14 protein-coding genes are annotated in these 13,567 nt (G+C 69.7%); 6 read left to right on the top strand and 8 right to left on the bottom strand.

What is annotated here, in order from left to right; genetic code table 11:
- Positions 1-7 precede the first annotated feature (7 nt).
- Positions 8-664: a response regulator transcription factor gene (locus tag AB0C35_RS40990; RefSeq protein ID WP_358468273.1), complete on the top strand. Its 657-nt coding sequence runs from the start codon at positions 8-10 to the stop codon at positions 662-664.
- A 42-nt stretch (positions 665-706) separates the two neighbouring features.
- On the opposite strand, the gene AB0C35_RS40995 is transcribed toward AB0C35_RS40990, so the two are convergent.
- Positions 707-1,603 (bottom strand): TIGR03620 family F420-dependent LLM class oxidoreductase, encoded by an 897-nt coding sequence (locus tag AB0C35_RS40995; protein WP_358468276.1) that lies wholly within the window; start codon positions 1,601-1,603, stop codon positions 707-709.
- An 85-nt stretch (positions 1,604-1,688) separates the two neighbouring features.
- Here AB0C35_RS40995 and AB0C35_RS41000 point away from each other — a divergent pair, with 85 nt between their 5' ends.
- Positions 1,689-2,390, top strand: coding sequence for a TetR/AcrR family transcriptional regulator (locus AB0C35_RS41000; protein WP_358468279.1), 702 nt, complete (start codon positions 1,689-1,691; stop codon positions 2,388-2,390).
- Positions 2,391-2,894: 504 nt separating this feature from the next.
- Here the strand turns inward: AB0C35_RS41000 and AB0C35_RS41005 are convergent.
- Positions 2,895-3,593 carry an alpha/beta hydrolase gene (locus tag AB0C35_RS41005; RefSeq protein ID WP_358468282.1) on the bottom strand — a complete coding sequence of 233 codons (699 nt, stop codon included), beginning with the start codon at positions 3,591-3,593 and terminating at the stop codon, positions 2,895-2,897.
- A 91-nt stretch (positions 3,594-3,684) separates the two neighbouring features.
- On the opposite strand from AB0C35_RS41005, the gene AB0C35_RS41010 reads away from it, so the two are divergent.
- Together AB0C35_RS41010 and AB0C35_RS41015 are read left to right on the top strand one after the other, a co-directional pair.
- The gene (locus AB0C35_RS41010) at positions 3,685-4,350 is read left to right on the top strand and encodes a winged helix-turn-helix transcriptional regulator (RefSeq protein WP_358468285.1); all 666 of its coding nucleotides are present in this window, start codon (positions 3,685-3,687) and stop codon (positions 4,348-4,350) included.
- A gap of 48 nt (positions 4,351-4,398) precedes the next feature.
- On the top strand, positions 4,399-4,626 hold the full coding sequence (locus tag AB0C35_RS41015; protein ID WP_358468289.1) for a hypothetical protein: 228 nt from the start codon (positions 4,399-4,401) through the stop codon (positions 4,624-4,626).
- Positions 4,627-4,632: 6 nt separating this feature from the next.
- On the opposite strand, the gene AB0C35_RS41020 is transcribed toward AB0C35_RS41015, so the two are convergent.
- From AB0C35_RS41020 to AB0C35_RS41035, 4 genes are all read right to left on the bottom strand, one after another.
- The gene (locus AB0C35_RS41020) at positions 4,633-5,286 is read right to left on the bottom strand and encodes a nucleoside triphosphate pyrophosphohydrolase (RefSeq protein WP_358468291.1); all 654 of its coding nucleotides are present in this window, start codon (positions 5,284-5,286) and stop codon (positions 4,633-4,635) included.
- A gap of 135 nt (positions 5,287-5,421) precedes the next feature.
- On the bottom strand, positions 5,422-6,324 hold the full coding sequence (locus tag AB0C35_RS41025; protein ID WP_358468294.1) for a hypothetical protein: 903 nt from the start codon (positions 6,322-6,324) through the stop codon (positions 5,422-5,424).
- A gap of 131 nt (positions 6,325-6,455) precedes the next feature.
- Positions 6,456-7,679 (bottom strand): cytochrome P450, encoded by a 1,224-nt coding sequence (locus AB0C35_RS41030; RefSeq protein ID WP_358468297.1) that lies wholly within the window; start codon positions 7,677-7,679, stop codon positions 6,456-6,458.
- Between the two features lie 156 nt (positions 7,680-7,835).
- Positions 7,836-9,119 carry a citrate synthase gene (locus AB0C35_RS41035; RefSeq protein WP_358468300.1) on the bottom strand — a complete coding sequence of 428 codons (1,284 nt, stop codon included), beginning with the start codon at positions 9,117-9,119 and terminating at the stop codon, positions 7,836-7,838.
- Between the two features lie 107 nt (positions 9,120-9,226).
- Here AB0C35_RS41035 and AB0C35_RS41040 point away from each other — a divergent pair, with 107 nt between their 5' ends.
- The gene (locus AB0C35_RS41040; RefSeq protein ID WP_358468303.1) at positions 9,227-9,943 is read left to right on the top strand and encodes a hypothetical protein; all 717 of its coding nucleotides are present in this window, start codon (positions 9,227-9,229) and stop codon (positions 9,941-9,943) included.
- Positions 9,944-9,989: 46 nt separating this feature from the next.
- On the opposite strand, the gene AB0C35_RS41045 is transcribed toward AB0C35_RS41040, so the two are convergent.
- Both AB0C35_RS41045 and AB0C35_RS41050 read right to left on the bottom strand, forming a co-directional pair.
- Positions 9,990-10,892 carry a serine/threonine-protein kinase gene (locus AB0C35_RS41045; RefSeq protein ID WP_358468306.1) on the bottom strand — a complete coding sequence of 301 codons (903 nt, stop codon included), beginning with the start codon at positions 10,890-10,892 and terminating at the stop codon, positions 9,990-9,992.
- Positions 10,893-10,967: 75 nt separating this feature from the next.
- Positions 10,968-11,906 (bottom strand): aldo/keto reductase, encoded by a 939-nt coding sequence (locus AB0C35_RS41050; RefSeq protein WP_358468309.1) that lies wholly within the window; start codon positions 11,904-11,906, stop codon positions 10,968-10,970.
- A 173-nt stretch (positions 11,907-12,079) separates the two neighbouring features.
- Between AB0C35_RS41050 and AB0C35_RS41055 the strand changes: the two genes are divergently transcribed.
- The gene (locus tag AB0C35_RS41055) at positions 12,080-12,865 is read left to right on the top strand and encodes a hypothetical protein (RefSeq protein ID WP_358468311.1); all 786 of its coding nucleotides are present in this window, start codon (positions 12,080-12,082) and stop codon (positions 12,863-12,865) included.
- Positions 12,866-13,567: the final 702 nt, after the last annotated feature.

A 13,567-nucleotide genomic window follows, 5' to 3' on the forward strand; every position in this document is an offset into this window, starting at 1 on the left:
GAAACCCTTGGAACTGCGCGTCCTCGTCGCCGACGACCAGGCCCTGCTGCGCGGCAGCTTCCGCGTCCTCATCGACACCGCGCCCGGCCTGCGCACCGTCGGCGAGGCCGGCACCGGCGCCGAGGCCGTCGAACTGGCCGAACGCGAACGCCCCGACCTAGTCCTCATGGACGTCCGGATGCCCGAGATGGACGGGATCGAGGCGACCCGGCGGATCTGCGACGACCTTGCCGGCGTCCGCGTCCTGATCCTCACGACCTTCGACCTGGACTCCTACGTCTACTCGGCGCTGCGGGCCGGGGCCAGCGGCTTCCTGCTCAAGGACACCCCGCCCGCCGACCTGCTGTCGGCGATCCGGGTCGTCGCCTCCGGCGAGGCCCTGCTCGCGCCGTCGGTGACCCGCCGGCTGATCGCCGAGTTCGTCCGGCGGCCCGGACCCGCCCAGCCCCCGCCCGCCGGGCTGGACGGCGTCACCGAACGCGAACGCGAGGTCCTCACGCTCGTCGCCCGCGGCCTGTCCAACACCGAACTCGCCGAGCACCTTCACCTCAGCCCCGCCACGGTCAAGACCCACATCGGGCACCTGCTCGCCAAACTCCGCGCCCGCGACCGCGCCCAGCTCGTCATCGCCGCCTACGAAACGGGCCTCGTCCGCCCCCGCTGACCGACCCCCTCGCCGGACGGGCGACCGTGCCCGGGGGGTCGTTCACAGCAGGGCCGGGGCCAGGTGATCGAGCTGGTCGGCCGACGATGCCAGGTCCGGGGCGAACACCATGACGCTCACGTGATCCGCGCCCGCGTCCAGGTGCTCCTGGATCCTCGTGCGGATGGCGGTCTCGTCTCCCCAGTTGAAGCAGGCGTCGATGACCTCGTCCGACCCGCCGGCGGCCAGGGCCGCGTCGTCGTAGCCGAGGCTCCTGAGGGAACGGAGGTACGGCGAACCGGGCATTTCGAGTAGCTGTGTCCGCCTGGCGATGCCGCGTGCCTGCTCGGGGTCCGTCGCAAGGATCGCACTTTGTCCGACGACAAGTAGTTTGTCCGGCCCGAGGCGTTCTCTGGCCGTCCTGGTGTGCTCGACGGGCATCATGGCGGGCAGCGCCCCGTCCGCCCTGTCCCGTGCCAGGCCCTGCATCTTCGGCCCCAGCGCCGCCAGGAGCCGGGGGAACGGCACCTCGGGCACCGGTGCGGCGTCCACCGCGGCGTCCATTCCGTCGAAGTACTCGCGTGTCCGGTCCAGCGGACTGGTCCACTTCTGCCCGCTCTGTTCGACGAGCATGCCCATGCTGACGCCGACTCCGAGCGCGAACCGTCCCGGATAGGCGTCGGCCAGCACCGAGGCTGCGCCCTGCATGGTGGCGGGATGCCGGGCCCACAGGTTCGCGACCGCCGATCCGAGCACGATCCGCTCGGTCGCGGCCGCCAGCACGCTCAGCTGCGTGAACACCTCCCGGCCGCCGATGGCCTCGTTCACCCAGATCGAGCCGTAGCCCATCTCCTCCACGCGCCGCGCCGCGCGCCGCCACTCGCCGGCCGGAGCGATCGGCGTCATGAGACCCACCCCGATCCGGCCGAGCCGCTTCCTCGCCTCGTCCACCGCCGTCATCGACCCTCCTATAATCGGAATGAACAACCCGCTTAAGGGGACCGTACCGGAACCTACGCCCCGCTTGTCAATCGAAGGAGGCGCCGTGAGCGGCCAGCCGCAGCGCGCCGACGCCCGCCGGAACCGCGAGCGCATCCTCCGGGCGGCGTTCGACGCGTTCGCCGCCGACGGCCACCTCGTCCCGCTCGACGACATCGCCCGCCGGGCCGGCGTCGGAGCCGGAACCGTCTACCGCAACTTCCCCACCAAGGAAGCCCTGTTCAAGGCCGTCGTCGCCGACCGCATCGACCGCATCGTGGATGAGGCCCGCGCCCTGGAAGACGCGGACGATCCGGCGGACGCCTTCTACGGCTTCCTGTTGTGGGTGGTCGAACGTGCGATGTACAACCACGCGATCTGCGACGCGCTGGCCATGGACGTGGGGACGTTCGACGAAGACCACCGGGACCAGGAGTTCACGCTGGCCCTCGATGTCCTGCTCCAGCGGGCACAGGCCGCCGGAGCGGTGCGCTCTGACGTGGACGTGCGGGAGGTCCGGACCCTCCTGGTCGGCTCCATGCTCATGGAACGTCTCCGCCGCTCGGTGGGCCCGCCCGGCCGCATGACGTCCCTGGTCTGCGACGGACTGCGCCCTGTAACGAAAGGCAACGAAACATCGTCGCGTAACGAAACTCGCTGCGAGGTGTGCGCAACGCCCCTCACCCCCGCGCGCACGGGCCGTCCGGCCCGCTTCTGCAGCTCGTCCTGCCGCCAGAAGGCCCATCGCCGTCGCACGAAACCCGGCTGAACCCCGCCGCGGAAGCGCACCATGCGCACACGGATCTCGGAAACCTCAAGGCCCGCTACGACGACCCGTGCAGCACCCGGTCGTCCTGCCAGTCGCCCAACCGGCAGGCGATAACACCCGCCACCCGACCACCCGCCCTCACCCGACCACCCGCCCTCACCCGACCACCCGCCCTCACCCGACCACCCGCCCTGGCCCGAGCGCCTGCCCTGGCCCGAGCACCCGCCCTGGCCCGAGCGCGTGTCCTCGCCCTCGCCGGGCGCCTGCCCTGGCCCGGGCGCCTGCCCTGGCCCGGGCGCCTGCCCTGGCCCTCGCCCTCGCCCTCGCCTGAGCCCTTGCCCTCGCCCGTGCACCTCGCCCTCGCCCTGGCTTGGGCGCCTGCCCTCGCCCGGGCGCCTGCCTCGCCTGAGCGCCCGCCCGGGGCGCCTGCCCTCGCCTGGGCGCGTGTCGTCGCCCGGTCCCTTCTCGGCGTGGGCCCCTGCCGTCTCGGATTCTGAGCGGGCGTTAGCGGGAGGCCGGGCGGGTCCGGTATGCCTCCAGCCGTTCGGCTAGTTCCTTGGGCCTGCTGAGCGCCACCAGATGCCCGCCGGGCATGTCGTCGACCGGGAGGCCCAGCCGCTCGCGCACGACACGGCGCTGGAACTCGAGTGGGAAGAAACGGTCGTCCCGCCCCTGCAGGAAGACCGTGGGCGTGCCGGGCCAGGCCTGGAGCGGCCACGGCTCCGCGAACGGCGTCGCCGACTGCGGCGGCTCTTCCTGGGAGAACGCCTCGGCCGTCACTTCTGGGGGGACGTCGTGGAAGAAGCTCTCCTTGGGGTCGAACTCGGCCGGAACGGTTCTCCCCTCGCGGGCCGCGTAGTCGGCCATGGCCTGCGCCTGGCCGGTGTTGTCCCACCAGGCGCCGCCTGACTCGCCGGGGACGGGGACCATCGCGTTGAGCATGACGAGCAGATCCACCGGTATCCGATCGCAGACGAGCGGGGCCGTGAGGCCGCCCATGGACTGGGCCACGAGGACGACCTCCGTCCGGTCGCCGATCGCCTCGACCACGGTGTCTGTGTAGGCCTGCAGGCCGGCCGAGTCGTCGCCGGCCGGAAGATCTACGGCCACGACGTCGTGGCCGCGCCCCCGCAGCTCCGGGAGGAGCCGATGCCAATACCAGGCCTGGCCGCCTGCTCCAGGGATGAGTGCGTATGTCGCCATGGTCACCGTCCTTGTGGTCGTGTGCTACCGGCCGCCCAGCTCGTTCCGTTGAGGCCAGTCCTAATTTAGGAGTATCTCGTACCATACTGACATGGCTGGTCGCAGGAGGTACGGCGATCCGTGCGGCATCGCGCGGGCGCTCGACGTGGTCGGAGAACGGTGGGCGATCCTGGTCGTCCGCGAACTGCTCCTCGGGCCGAAGAGGTTCACCGCGCTGCACCGCGGGCTCGCCGGAATGAGCCAGAACGTCCTGTCGCAGCGTCTGCGCGACCTCGAAGAATCCGGGATCGTCCGGCACCGCGTGCTCGGGCCGCCGGTGAGCGCCCCGGTGTACGAGCTGACCCCTCGCGGCCAGGACCTCGAACCGGTCCTGTTCGCCCTCGCGAAGTGGGGCGTCCGCAGCCCGCTCGATCCGTCGTGCACCGGCGAGTTGAGCGCCGACGCGATGATGTTCGCGCTCAAGACGACGTTCGACCCGGACGCCGCCTCGGGCCTGAGCGTCCGCCTGGCGCTCCGTTTCGAGGACGACCTTTACGTGGCCGAGATCGATGCGGGACGGTTCCACGTCGCCCGCACTGAGACGCAGGTTGACGCCGATGCCACGCTGACCACCGACGTCGGGACGTTCAGGACCCTCGCGTTCGGTGGACGTCCGCTGGAAGAGCCCGGGAACTCCGGCGAGCTCCGACTGGAGGGCGACGGCCGTCTCGCCGCGCAGTTCCTGACCTGCTTCCCCCGCCCCTTGGCCACCCCCTGACCGTGTTCCGCTTTCCTCGAACGTGTGTTCGGGCTAGTGTGTCGTCCCGTGCTGATCGATGAACCCGTCTCCGCGGAGACCACGCCCACGGGCCGACCTTCCCGGATCACCGGGCCGCGTGGCTGCTACCGGGTGCGCCGCGTGCTCGAGGAGTGGCAGGCGCCCGGCCAGGCGAGGTTCTACCGCCTCCAGGTAGCCACGCCGGACGGTCCCGCGATCGCCGAGGTCATCGGCCCGGTCAACGGACCATGGACCCTCCGCCGAGTCTGGCGCTGACCGGCGTCACTCGCGGACCCGCAGGACGAGGCGGTCCGAGAATCCCCCTCGTTCGGCCGCCTTGGCCGAACGCCGCTCCTCCAGTTCGCCGGGCGTGATTCCGTGAAGTGCCGCAAGGGCGTGAACGACCTCCAAGAGATCGGCGAGCTCGGCGGGATCCCCACTCGCGACATACTCCCCGGCCTCCTCGTAGAGCTTGGCGCGCAGCAACGGGCCATGCTCATGCGGGCCTGCGACGCGGATCTCCGGCGGCCTCCCTGCCGCTCGCATGATCTCGGGGATGCGATCCCGGACCAGCTTCTCGGTCCGCCCGCCCGCCTCCGAGGCCGAATGCTCCGTCGCGCCGTGCCGCCGGTCCAGAGACTGGATCCACTTCACCGCGACCGCCGCCGTCTGGACCAGTTCCGTCCGCAGGGCGCCGGGATCGGATTCGGCGAGGGCCTCGAAGAACTCCTCCGCCAGGATGTGCCGCCACGTCAGCCTCCCGCGTGACCAGGCGGCGGCGCATTCGCGTTTGGCCTGTTTGGCACGCTCGGTGAACTCCGGCCCGCTCCCATCGGGGAACTCCTGGACACCCCACATCCGGTCTTGGGCATCGCGCTCGGCCGCGACGTCCTCCAGCACCTTCGCCAGCGCCCCGGGCACTCGATCGCTCTCCATGGGCCCCGACGCTACTGCGGCCACAGCCCGAGGTCCGGCACGAGCGCGGCACCTGCGCGTAGCAGTCCGGACCCCCGGGCGACTGGCGTGCGAGCCGTGACGTGTGGCCGCTGACGGGCGGCGGCCCGGGTCTGGTCAGGGGCGTGTGGTGTGGTCGGGGTCGCAGCTGAGCAGTTCGTGGAGGATGGGCGGGAGTTCGTCCCAGAGCCATTCGTTGAGGGTGCCGGGGAAGTCGGCCGGCGGGCGGATGCCCAGGCGGTCGTGCGCTACCTCCGTCAGGCGTACCGGGATGGGGCCGTCGTCCCACATCGGGTCGCTGTGTCCCCAGAAGGCGGAGAAGTCGGGGCTCGTCAGCGTCAGCTCGGTGGGCAGGGTGTGCTCGCCCGGGTGCCTGCCCAGCGGCAGTAGCCGTTGCGCGGTCGTGCGGAGGACGTTGAGCGCGGCCAGGTCGTGCGGGCAGGCGACGTCGGTGATCTCCAGTTCCGGCAGCCCGAACCGGCGCAGGCCGCGGGTGGTGAGGTGGACGCAGGCGCAGCCGTCGATGGCGTCCTCGTCCGCCGGGCATCTGCCGGAGTCCGGAGAGGAGGGCAGTGCGGCGCCGATCCAGTGGTCGGCGAGGACGAACTCGTCGAAGCGTCCGAAGGGGACGACGGGCAGGGCCTGGTTCGAGGCGAGGTCGACGGGCACGCCGCACAGCGCTTCGGCGATCGCCTTGGCGGTCGCGCGCGCGAGGTGCGGCCCCGAAGGGAGTTCGCCGACCGGCAGGACGGATGTGACGCCGATGTGCCGGGTGGCCTGCCGGGCCCGCTCCGCGTCCTCGTGGTCGGCGCCGGTCACCTCGCTCAGGTCCCAGGGCGAGTCCGCGGCCCTATGGCAGGCCGTGACGAGGCCGGGCGTCCCGATGCGCAGGGTCACCGCTGCCGCGAACGGGCCGGGGAGCCGTTGCAGGATCGCCTTCGTCAGGTCGCCGGGGTCTCTGTCGGCGGCGACGACGAAGCCGGCGGTCGTCTCGCCGGGAACCGTGATGGTGACGGGCATTGCAGCCTCCTCGGGCCCTCGGAAGGGTTGGTGCCGTTCAGCATCCAGGAGGCGGCACGGGAAAATAAGTAGAACTGAATTCTGTGGATAAAGGGGGCCGAAAAGGCGGTGAATGTCGCGTTTATGGGTGATCAGAAGGCGCAGGGGACGGAGGTGATCCCGTTGATGAAACTGGTGCGCTGCCGGACCGGCGCCGACGTGGCATGGAGATCCGGAAGACGCGTGTACAGCTCGCGGAGCAGTACCGTCACCTCGCGCCGGGCGAGGTGGGCGCCGAGGCAGAAATGCGGGCCGGGAGCACCGAAACCGACGTGCGGATTGGGGGAGCGCGTGATGTCGAACGTGTACGGATCGTTGAAGACGCTTTCGTCCCGGTTGGCCGAGTTGTAGTAGAGGATCACCCGGTCGCCGGACCGGTAGACGTGGCCCTGGAGTTCGTAGTCGCGAGTCAGGGTTCGGCGCATCCACGTCACAGGCGTGGCGTAGCGGACGGTCTCCTCGACGGCGCCCGGTAGCCGTCCCTCCAAGTCCGCCTGGAGCAGGCCCCGCTGGCCGGGGTGTTCGGTGAGCAGGACGAGCGCATGCGACAGAGCGTTGCGCGTCGTCTCGTTGCCGGCCACGACGAGCAGCGAGAAGAAGCGGCCCAGTTCGCGGTCATCGAGGGCTTCGCCGTCCACGTTCGCGTGCGTCAGCGCGGTGACGAGGTCGTCGGCGGGCCTGTCACGGCGCACACGGCTGAGGTCGGCCATGAGGGCGTGCAGGTAGGAGAACTTCTCGGCGAGGACCGTCGGCCGATCCCTGCCGTCCGGGCTGACGTAGTCCGGGTCGCCGACGGCCAGGATGAGGTTCGTGGCGTCGATCACCTCGTCGTGCGCCGAGTCCGGGATGCCCATCATGGAGCAGATGATCTGGAGGGGCATCGGCATGGCGGCGTGCCGGACGAAGTCGCACGGTCCCCGCTCGGCCAGGTCGTCCACGATGCGGCGCGCCAGGACGGCCACGTCGCCCGCGACCCGTTCGACGAGGCGCGGGGTGAAGGAGCGGGAGACGATCCGCCGGAGCCTGGCATGCCGCGGATCGTCGATACTGATCATGGAGCCGGTGTAGTCGATGATCTGGGGCGGCGGGTCGACGGGGCTGACGGCGGTGGGCTCGGAACTGAACACCTCGGGGTTGCGGCTCGCCTCGGCGACCTCGTCGTAACGGGTTAGAGCGTAGAACCCGGGTTCGCCTGGCAAGGGGCAGAAGACCCGTTCCCCCGCGCCCCGGAGCGCGGCGAACAAATCGTCTCGCTCGGCTTGCGGCTTGGCCCAGAACTCCAGGCTCGACAGGTCCTTCTCGACAAGGGAGGGCATGGGTGGGAGCCGCCTTCCATCGGGAATCGCCGTCGCCAGGCTAACCCGGCGGCCGGTGAAACGCGATGAATGGCGGGCGGGCGCGGAAACCCGCCCGCTGTGCGCGGAGCCGTTCGAACGGCGCGTCCCAGGAAGGAAGGCGTGAAACGGCGCCCGTCAGCGGGCGGACGGTTCCACATAGTGGCGCTCGCCCGGCCCCACATAAACCTGGCGCGGACGACCGATTTTGGTCGACGAGTCGTCCAGCATCTCGCGCCACTGGGCGATCCAGCCCGGCAGGCGGCCCAGCGCGAACAGGACGGTGAACATGTTGGCCGGGAAGCCCATCGCCTTGTAGATGACGCCGGTGTAGAAGTCCACGTTCGGGTAGAGCTTCCGCTCGACGAAGTAGTCGTCGCTCAGCGCGACCTCTTCGAGGCGCATGGCGAGGTCGAGCAGCGGGTCGGACTTGCCGAGCGCGTCGAGGACCTTGCCCGTCGCCTTCTTCACGACCGCGGCGCGCGGGTCGTAGTTGCGGTACACCCGGTGCCCGAAGCCCATCAGCTTGACGCCGGGCTCCTTGTTCTTGACGCGGCGTACGAACGACTCGATGTCGTTGCCGTCCTTGTGGATTCCTTCCAGCATCTCCAGGACGGCCTGGTTGGCGCCGCCGTGCAGCGGGCCGAACAGGGCGTCGACCCCCGCCGATACCGACGAGAACAGGTTCGCCTGGCTGGACCCCACAAGACGCACCGTCGAGGTGGAACAGTTCTGCTCGTGGTCGGCGTGCAGGATGAACAGCATGTCCAGCACGCGCATGATCTCGGGGTCGATCTCGTACGGCTGCGTCGGCAGGCCGAACGTCATGCGCAGGAAGTTCTCCACGTACCCGAGGGAGTTGTCGGGGTAGAGCAGCGGCTGACCGTTGGAGGTCTTGTACGCGTACGCCGCGATGGTGGGCAGCTTGGCTATGAGCCGGATGCTGGACTGGTCGACCTGCTCGGGATCGAAGGGGTCGAGGCTGTCCTGGTAGAAGGTCGACAGGGCGCTGACGGCCGACGACAGCACCGCCATCGGGTGCGCCTTGCGCGGGAACGCGGAGAAGAACGCACGGAACTTCTCGTCCAGCAGCGTGTGGTTGCGGACGTTGTCGGTGAACTCGGCCAGCCGGTCGGGTGGCGGGAGCTCGCCATAGATCAGCAGGTAGGCGACCTCGAGGAAGGACGATTTCTCCGCCAGCTCCTCGATCGGGTACCCGCGGTAGCGCAGGATGCCCGCCTCACCGTCGATGTAGGTGATCGCCGACGTGGTGGACGCGGTGTTGGTGAAGCCGGGATCGAGCGTGACATGGCCCGTCTCCTTGAGGAGGCTGCCCACGCCGAGGCCCGAGGGGCCCTCCGTCGACTCGGTCACCTCAAGTGGCATCCGGCCGCCCGCGTGGCCAAGCTCGAAATCCGACATGCTCGCTCACTCCCAACTGCGTCCACACCTGCGTAGACGTTCCGATCGTCCCGTTCTTCATCGTATCCACGTGATCACACGCGCCAATCCGTGCCCTCCGCGTTGACGTGGACCGGCGCGAGTGTTCCGGTGGGTTCATGACCGATCACAGCACCGCCCCGCCCGACACCGGGGGCGCCGCCGAACTCGCCGCGCGCGCTCGCCGGGACATCGTGGACGCGGCGACCGCGAACCGTTTCATCGATGTGCTCGAATCAGGCGAGATGCCCAGGGAACGCCTGGTCTGGCTTGCGGGGGAGGAGTACCGGATCGTCGGAAGCGATCGGCGGAGTTTCGCCCTGCTGGCTGCGCGCTTTCCCGAATCGCCCGCCGGTGAGCTCTTTCTCGGCCTCGCGCAGGGGGAGGGGCAGGCGCTGAAACTCCTCGGCGACTTCGCCGCCGCGCTCGGTGAGAGTGAGAAGTATCTCAGGGCGTATGAGCCGAAGCCGTTCGCCCAGGCCTATCCGGCCTACCTCGCGCAGAGGGCGGCCTTCGGGACGGCCGCTGAGGTCGCCCTGGCGATGCTGGCCAATCTGGAGGAGTGGGGCGAGTACTGCTCGCGAACCGCGCAGGCGCTCCGCACGCACTACGGCTTCAGCGAGGAGTCCGTTGGGTTCTTCGCCTTCTTCGCCGAATCGCCGCCCGGTTTCGAGGAACAAGCCCTGGCGGTCATCGCCTCCGGCCTCGAATCCGGGGACGATCCCGAGGAGGCCGTGCGTGCCGCCCGCCTTCTGCATGCGTACGAGACCGCCTTCTGGGACGCGCTCGCCGAGGATCTGCCCTGAGCCCATGGGATCGCAGCCACGCGGCAGGCGGGCCCACGGGGTGGTCTCATGGGGGCGGCTGCCGGAGGGTCGGAAGCTCGGCCGTGATCTCGACCAGCGTCCGGTCCTGGACGCTGATCAACTGCTCGACATCGACCGGCGGCCACTCCTCGCCGTAGTGCGCGTCCAGCAGCGTTGACAGGGCGACGAGGACATGCTCCGGCGTGGGCCGTTCCTTGGGGTCCTTGACGAGGCACCGTGCCACCAGCCCGCGCATGGGGGCGGGCAACAGGGTCAGGTCTGGTTCGCCGTAGACGATGCGTCCGCGCACCTTGCGGTCGGTCCCGAACGGCGCCGCGCCGGTTGCCGCGAACACGAGGGTCGAGGCGAGGGAGAACACGTCGCTCTCCGGATGGACCGGATCCCCGAGCGCCTGCTCCGGCGACATGTACGCGGGCGTTCCCAGGATCTCCGTACGCGACAGGGGCAGGGCGTCCAGCGGCCGCGCGATGCCGAAATCGATCACTCTCGGCCCGTCCGAGGCGAGCAGGACGTTCGACGGCTTGAGGTCCCTGTGGACGATCCCCGCCCGATGGATCGCGATCAGCGCCTCGGCGAGCCCGGCGCCCAGCCGGCATGCGGTCCGCTCCCGGAGCGGCCCCTTCTCCTGGACGACCTTGGAAAGACTGACACCGCGGATGTACTGCGTCGCCAGCCACGGCTGGTCCGCGTCCGGATCTGCATCGACGACGGGCGCGGTGTAGAAGCCGCTGACCGACTGCGCGGACGTCACCTCGCGGCGGAACCTCGCCCTCCACCTGGGATCGCCCAGCAACTCCGGCCGGATGACCTTCACGGCGACCAGCCGTCTGCTCTGCGACGCCCCGAGGAACACCTCGCCCATTCCGCCGGCCCCGAGCCGGGCGACCACGCGGTACGGGCCGATCATCTGGGGAAGGTCTGACTGCATGGGCAACGGGATCCGATCATGGTGGGCGCGCTCAATCGTGCCACGATCCGGGTGTTCCGTCCGACCGGGAGCGCATCACGTCCAGGGGAGCGCGCTCCGTTCGGCCCAGTAGCCGTCCGCCGGAACGCTCAAGCCGGACAGCACCTCCAATTCGTCCTCACTGAGGTCGACCTCCTTCACAACCAGGTTGGCCTCCAGTTGCGCCGGACTGACCGCACCCATCAGGACGGTGTCCGCCCATGGCCGGCTGAGGGCCGCCGCAAGGGCCAGCGCGTCCGGCCCTACACCTTTCTCGGACGCGAGTGTGGACGCGGCCATGGGCGGCCGCACCGCGAGCTTCCCGTTGGCCAGTACTTCCTTGAGCAGCACATGCAGCCCGGCGTCCCGCGCCTCCCGCAGAGCCTCCCCGGCGGAGGTCTCCAGAATGTTCCACGTCGATTGGACGGTCCTGAAGAGCCGTCGTCCGGACACCTCCAGTTCCAACGCCCGGCGAATCGTGTCGGCCTGCCGTGGGCCGGACGTAGAGAAGCCCACGCGGACGCCGTCGGCGGCCGCTTCCGCAAGGGCTTCCTGTAGCCGGACGTCCTGGAACAGGGGACTCTCTTCAGTCAGCGAGTGCACCTGATAGACCGAGAGATGTCCGTTGAGAAAGCCGAGGGACTCCGCATACTGGGTCCGGTAGCGGTCCAGACCATGCTCCTTGATCTCGTGCACAGGCGCATCGATCTTCCAGTCACCGACGTAGGTGTATCCCCATTTGCTCGATACCGTCACACCTTCCGGGTCGCGCGCGGTGAGCCAGCCGCCGAGGAACTCCTCCGACCGGCCGTACGACCGCGCCGCGTCCATCCACCGGACGCCGGCCGCATAGGCCGCGTCGAGGACGTCCCACGTCGCCTGGCGCATCTCCTCGACGCTGCGGTCGGGCGGCAACTCGTCGGCCCGGCCCACGTTGATGTATGCGGGCCGCCCAAGCGCAGCAAGCCCGATCCCCAGCCGCTGTATCGAGTTCATTCCTTCAGCCTGGCATGCCCCGCCTCACCTCCGAGACGACCATCTGCCTGAAGTGACCAATAGGTCCGAAAATTCCGCGGGTTTTCCACAGAACAGCGTTCTGGTATTAACGGCGCGGTCTATCCGAGAGGCTTGTCGCGTCAACGTCCGAACCTGGAAAGAAGGGCATGGAAATGCCTGTGCAGATCACCCGTGGCCAGTACGGAGCCCACCAGTTCGCCGGCCTTCTCGGGCTCGCCCGATGGCAGATGCGCGTCGGCCTGGAGTACGGAATGCTGCCCGGACCCGACCTCGACGGAGAACGATGGTCGGCGAGGCTCGCCGGGGAGGCCGAGGGGCGCGGCGAGCAGGTCATCGCCAGATTCGGCGACGAACCGCCGGTCGGATCCACCAGGGCGGCCGCGAGGCTGGCCGCGCGTGTGGGACTCGACGTCGAGCGGCGGGACGTCGAGGTCCTGGTCGCTCAAGGAGACCTCAACGTCATCAGCAGCTTCCGCGGGCACCCGGTCTACCTCCTGCGCGACCTGGACCGGCTCGACCCGGGCTCCGTCCGAGCGGTCGTCTCCGCCCGGAAGGGCCCGCTCATCGACACCGTCGACCCCGGTGGCGCCGCGACGATCCTCAACTGGCCGCGCAGGACGTTCGACCGGATCGCCGGTGAACGCGAACTCGCCACGGACCGGCTCGGCCGGTACGCGCTCGCCGACGTCCAGGCACTCCGAGCGGACGAAGCCCTGGTGCGGCAGGTCGCAGAAGAGAAACGCGACATGGCCCTGACCAAGACCCGGCGCTCCGAGGCCAGGATCGAGGACGTCATGCGCGGCTGGCTTCTCCGCTGCTCCGCCTACCTGGATCGCGACGCCGACATGCCGCCGGACATCACGCCCCTGAGCCGAGCGGTCCGCGCCCTCATCGCCGTCAGGGCCGAAATCGCCAGACAGGAACAGACGCCGTCCTAGACCGAGTCCCTCACAGTGCCCGCGCCACGCCGGAGACAAACCCGGTCAGCCACGGGTCGCCCCCGCCGACGCGCCCACCGCGAACACCCCTCGGCCGCCCGCCACACCCCCTTGCACACGCATGAAACCACTGACCCGGCACCTCGGCTCCCGTGCCTGACCTGCCGAAACGCAACACGCCCTGGCAGACGGCCCAGATCGTTGATGGGATATTGCTGAACCGGGCGCGGGCATGGCGAAGGGCGCCCGTGATCAGTGTGTGAAGACAGACCTGGACGCCCTTTTGATCGCACTCCATGTCCATCTCGATGACCACGTCCTGCCATCGCGGGCGACGCCTGTGCGCCGGGGCCGGCCCCGGCTGCTGACCGATGCCGAGTTGGTCTGCCTGGGAGGCCAGCGAACCGGTTCGCCACAGTTCGCAGCAAGCCGGCAGGCATCGGCGTTCCCTGGTATCCGGCTCGCCCACACCGCCGACAGCCACCAGAGCACCCACCCGGTGTTACGGCTGCATCAAGACCGATCGCCCCCGCTACCCCAGCGGCGCCCCCGCTACCCCAGCGGCCTTGTCCGACGCCCGCTGGGAACTGATCGGGCCGACCCTGACCGCCTAGTACTCCAGCCGCATTTGGAGATCTCGGTCTGATGGAGGCCGGGACGTGAGACGGCCACCGCTGTGATCGTGTGGGTGTGTTGAGACCA

Source organism: Spirillospora sp. NPDC048819 (assembly GCF_040650055.1).
Lineage (GTDB): Bacteria > Actinomycetota > Actinomycetes > Streptosporangiales > Streptosporangiaceae > Spirillospora.

Bases quoted from the DNA above. Each gene is read 5' to 3' on its own strand.
- AB0C35_RS40995 (WP_358468276.1), bottom strand. From the start codon at position 1,603: ATGACGGCGGTGGACGAGGCGAGGAAGCGGCTCGGCCGGATCGGGGTG.
- AB0C35_RS41005 (WP_358468282.1), bottom strand. From the start codon at position 3,593: ATGGCGACATACGCACTCATCCCTGGAGCAGGCGGCCAGGCCTGGTAT.
- AB0C35_RS41010 (WP_358468285.1), top strand. From the start codon at position 3,685: ATGGCTGGTCGCAGGAGGTACGGCGATCCGTGCGGCATCGCGCGGGCG.
- AB0C35_RS41020 (WP_358468291.1), bottom strand. From the start codon at position 5,286: ATGGAGAGCGATCGAGTGCCCGGGGCGCTGGCGAAGGTGCTGGAGGAC.
- AB0C35_RS41025 (WP_358468294.1), bottom strand. From the start codon at position 6,324: ATGCCCGTCACCATCACGGTTCCCGGCGAGACGACCGCCGGCTTCGTC.
- AB0C35_RS41030 (WP_358468297.1), bottom strand. From the start codon at position 7,679: ATGCCCTCCCTTGTCGAGAAGGACCTGTCGAGCCTGGAGTTCTGGGCC.
- AB0C35_RS41035 (WP_358468300.1), bottom strand. From the start codon at position 9,119: ATGTCGGATTTCGAGCTTGGCCACGCGGGCGGCCGGATGCCACTTGAG.
- AB0C35_RS41045 (WP_358468306.1), bottom strand. From the start codon at position 10,892: ATGCAGTCAGACCTTCCCCAGATGATCGGCCCGTACCGCGTGGTCGCC.
- AB0C35_RS41050 (WP_358468309.1), bottom strand. From the start codon at position 11,906: ATGAACTCGATACAGCGGCTGGGGATCGGGCTTGCTGCGCTTGGGCGG.
- AB0C35_RS41055 (WP_358468311.1), top strand. From the start codon at position 12,080: ATGCCTGTGCAGATCACCCGTGGCCAGTACGGAGCCCACCAGTTCGCC.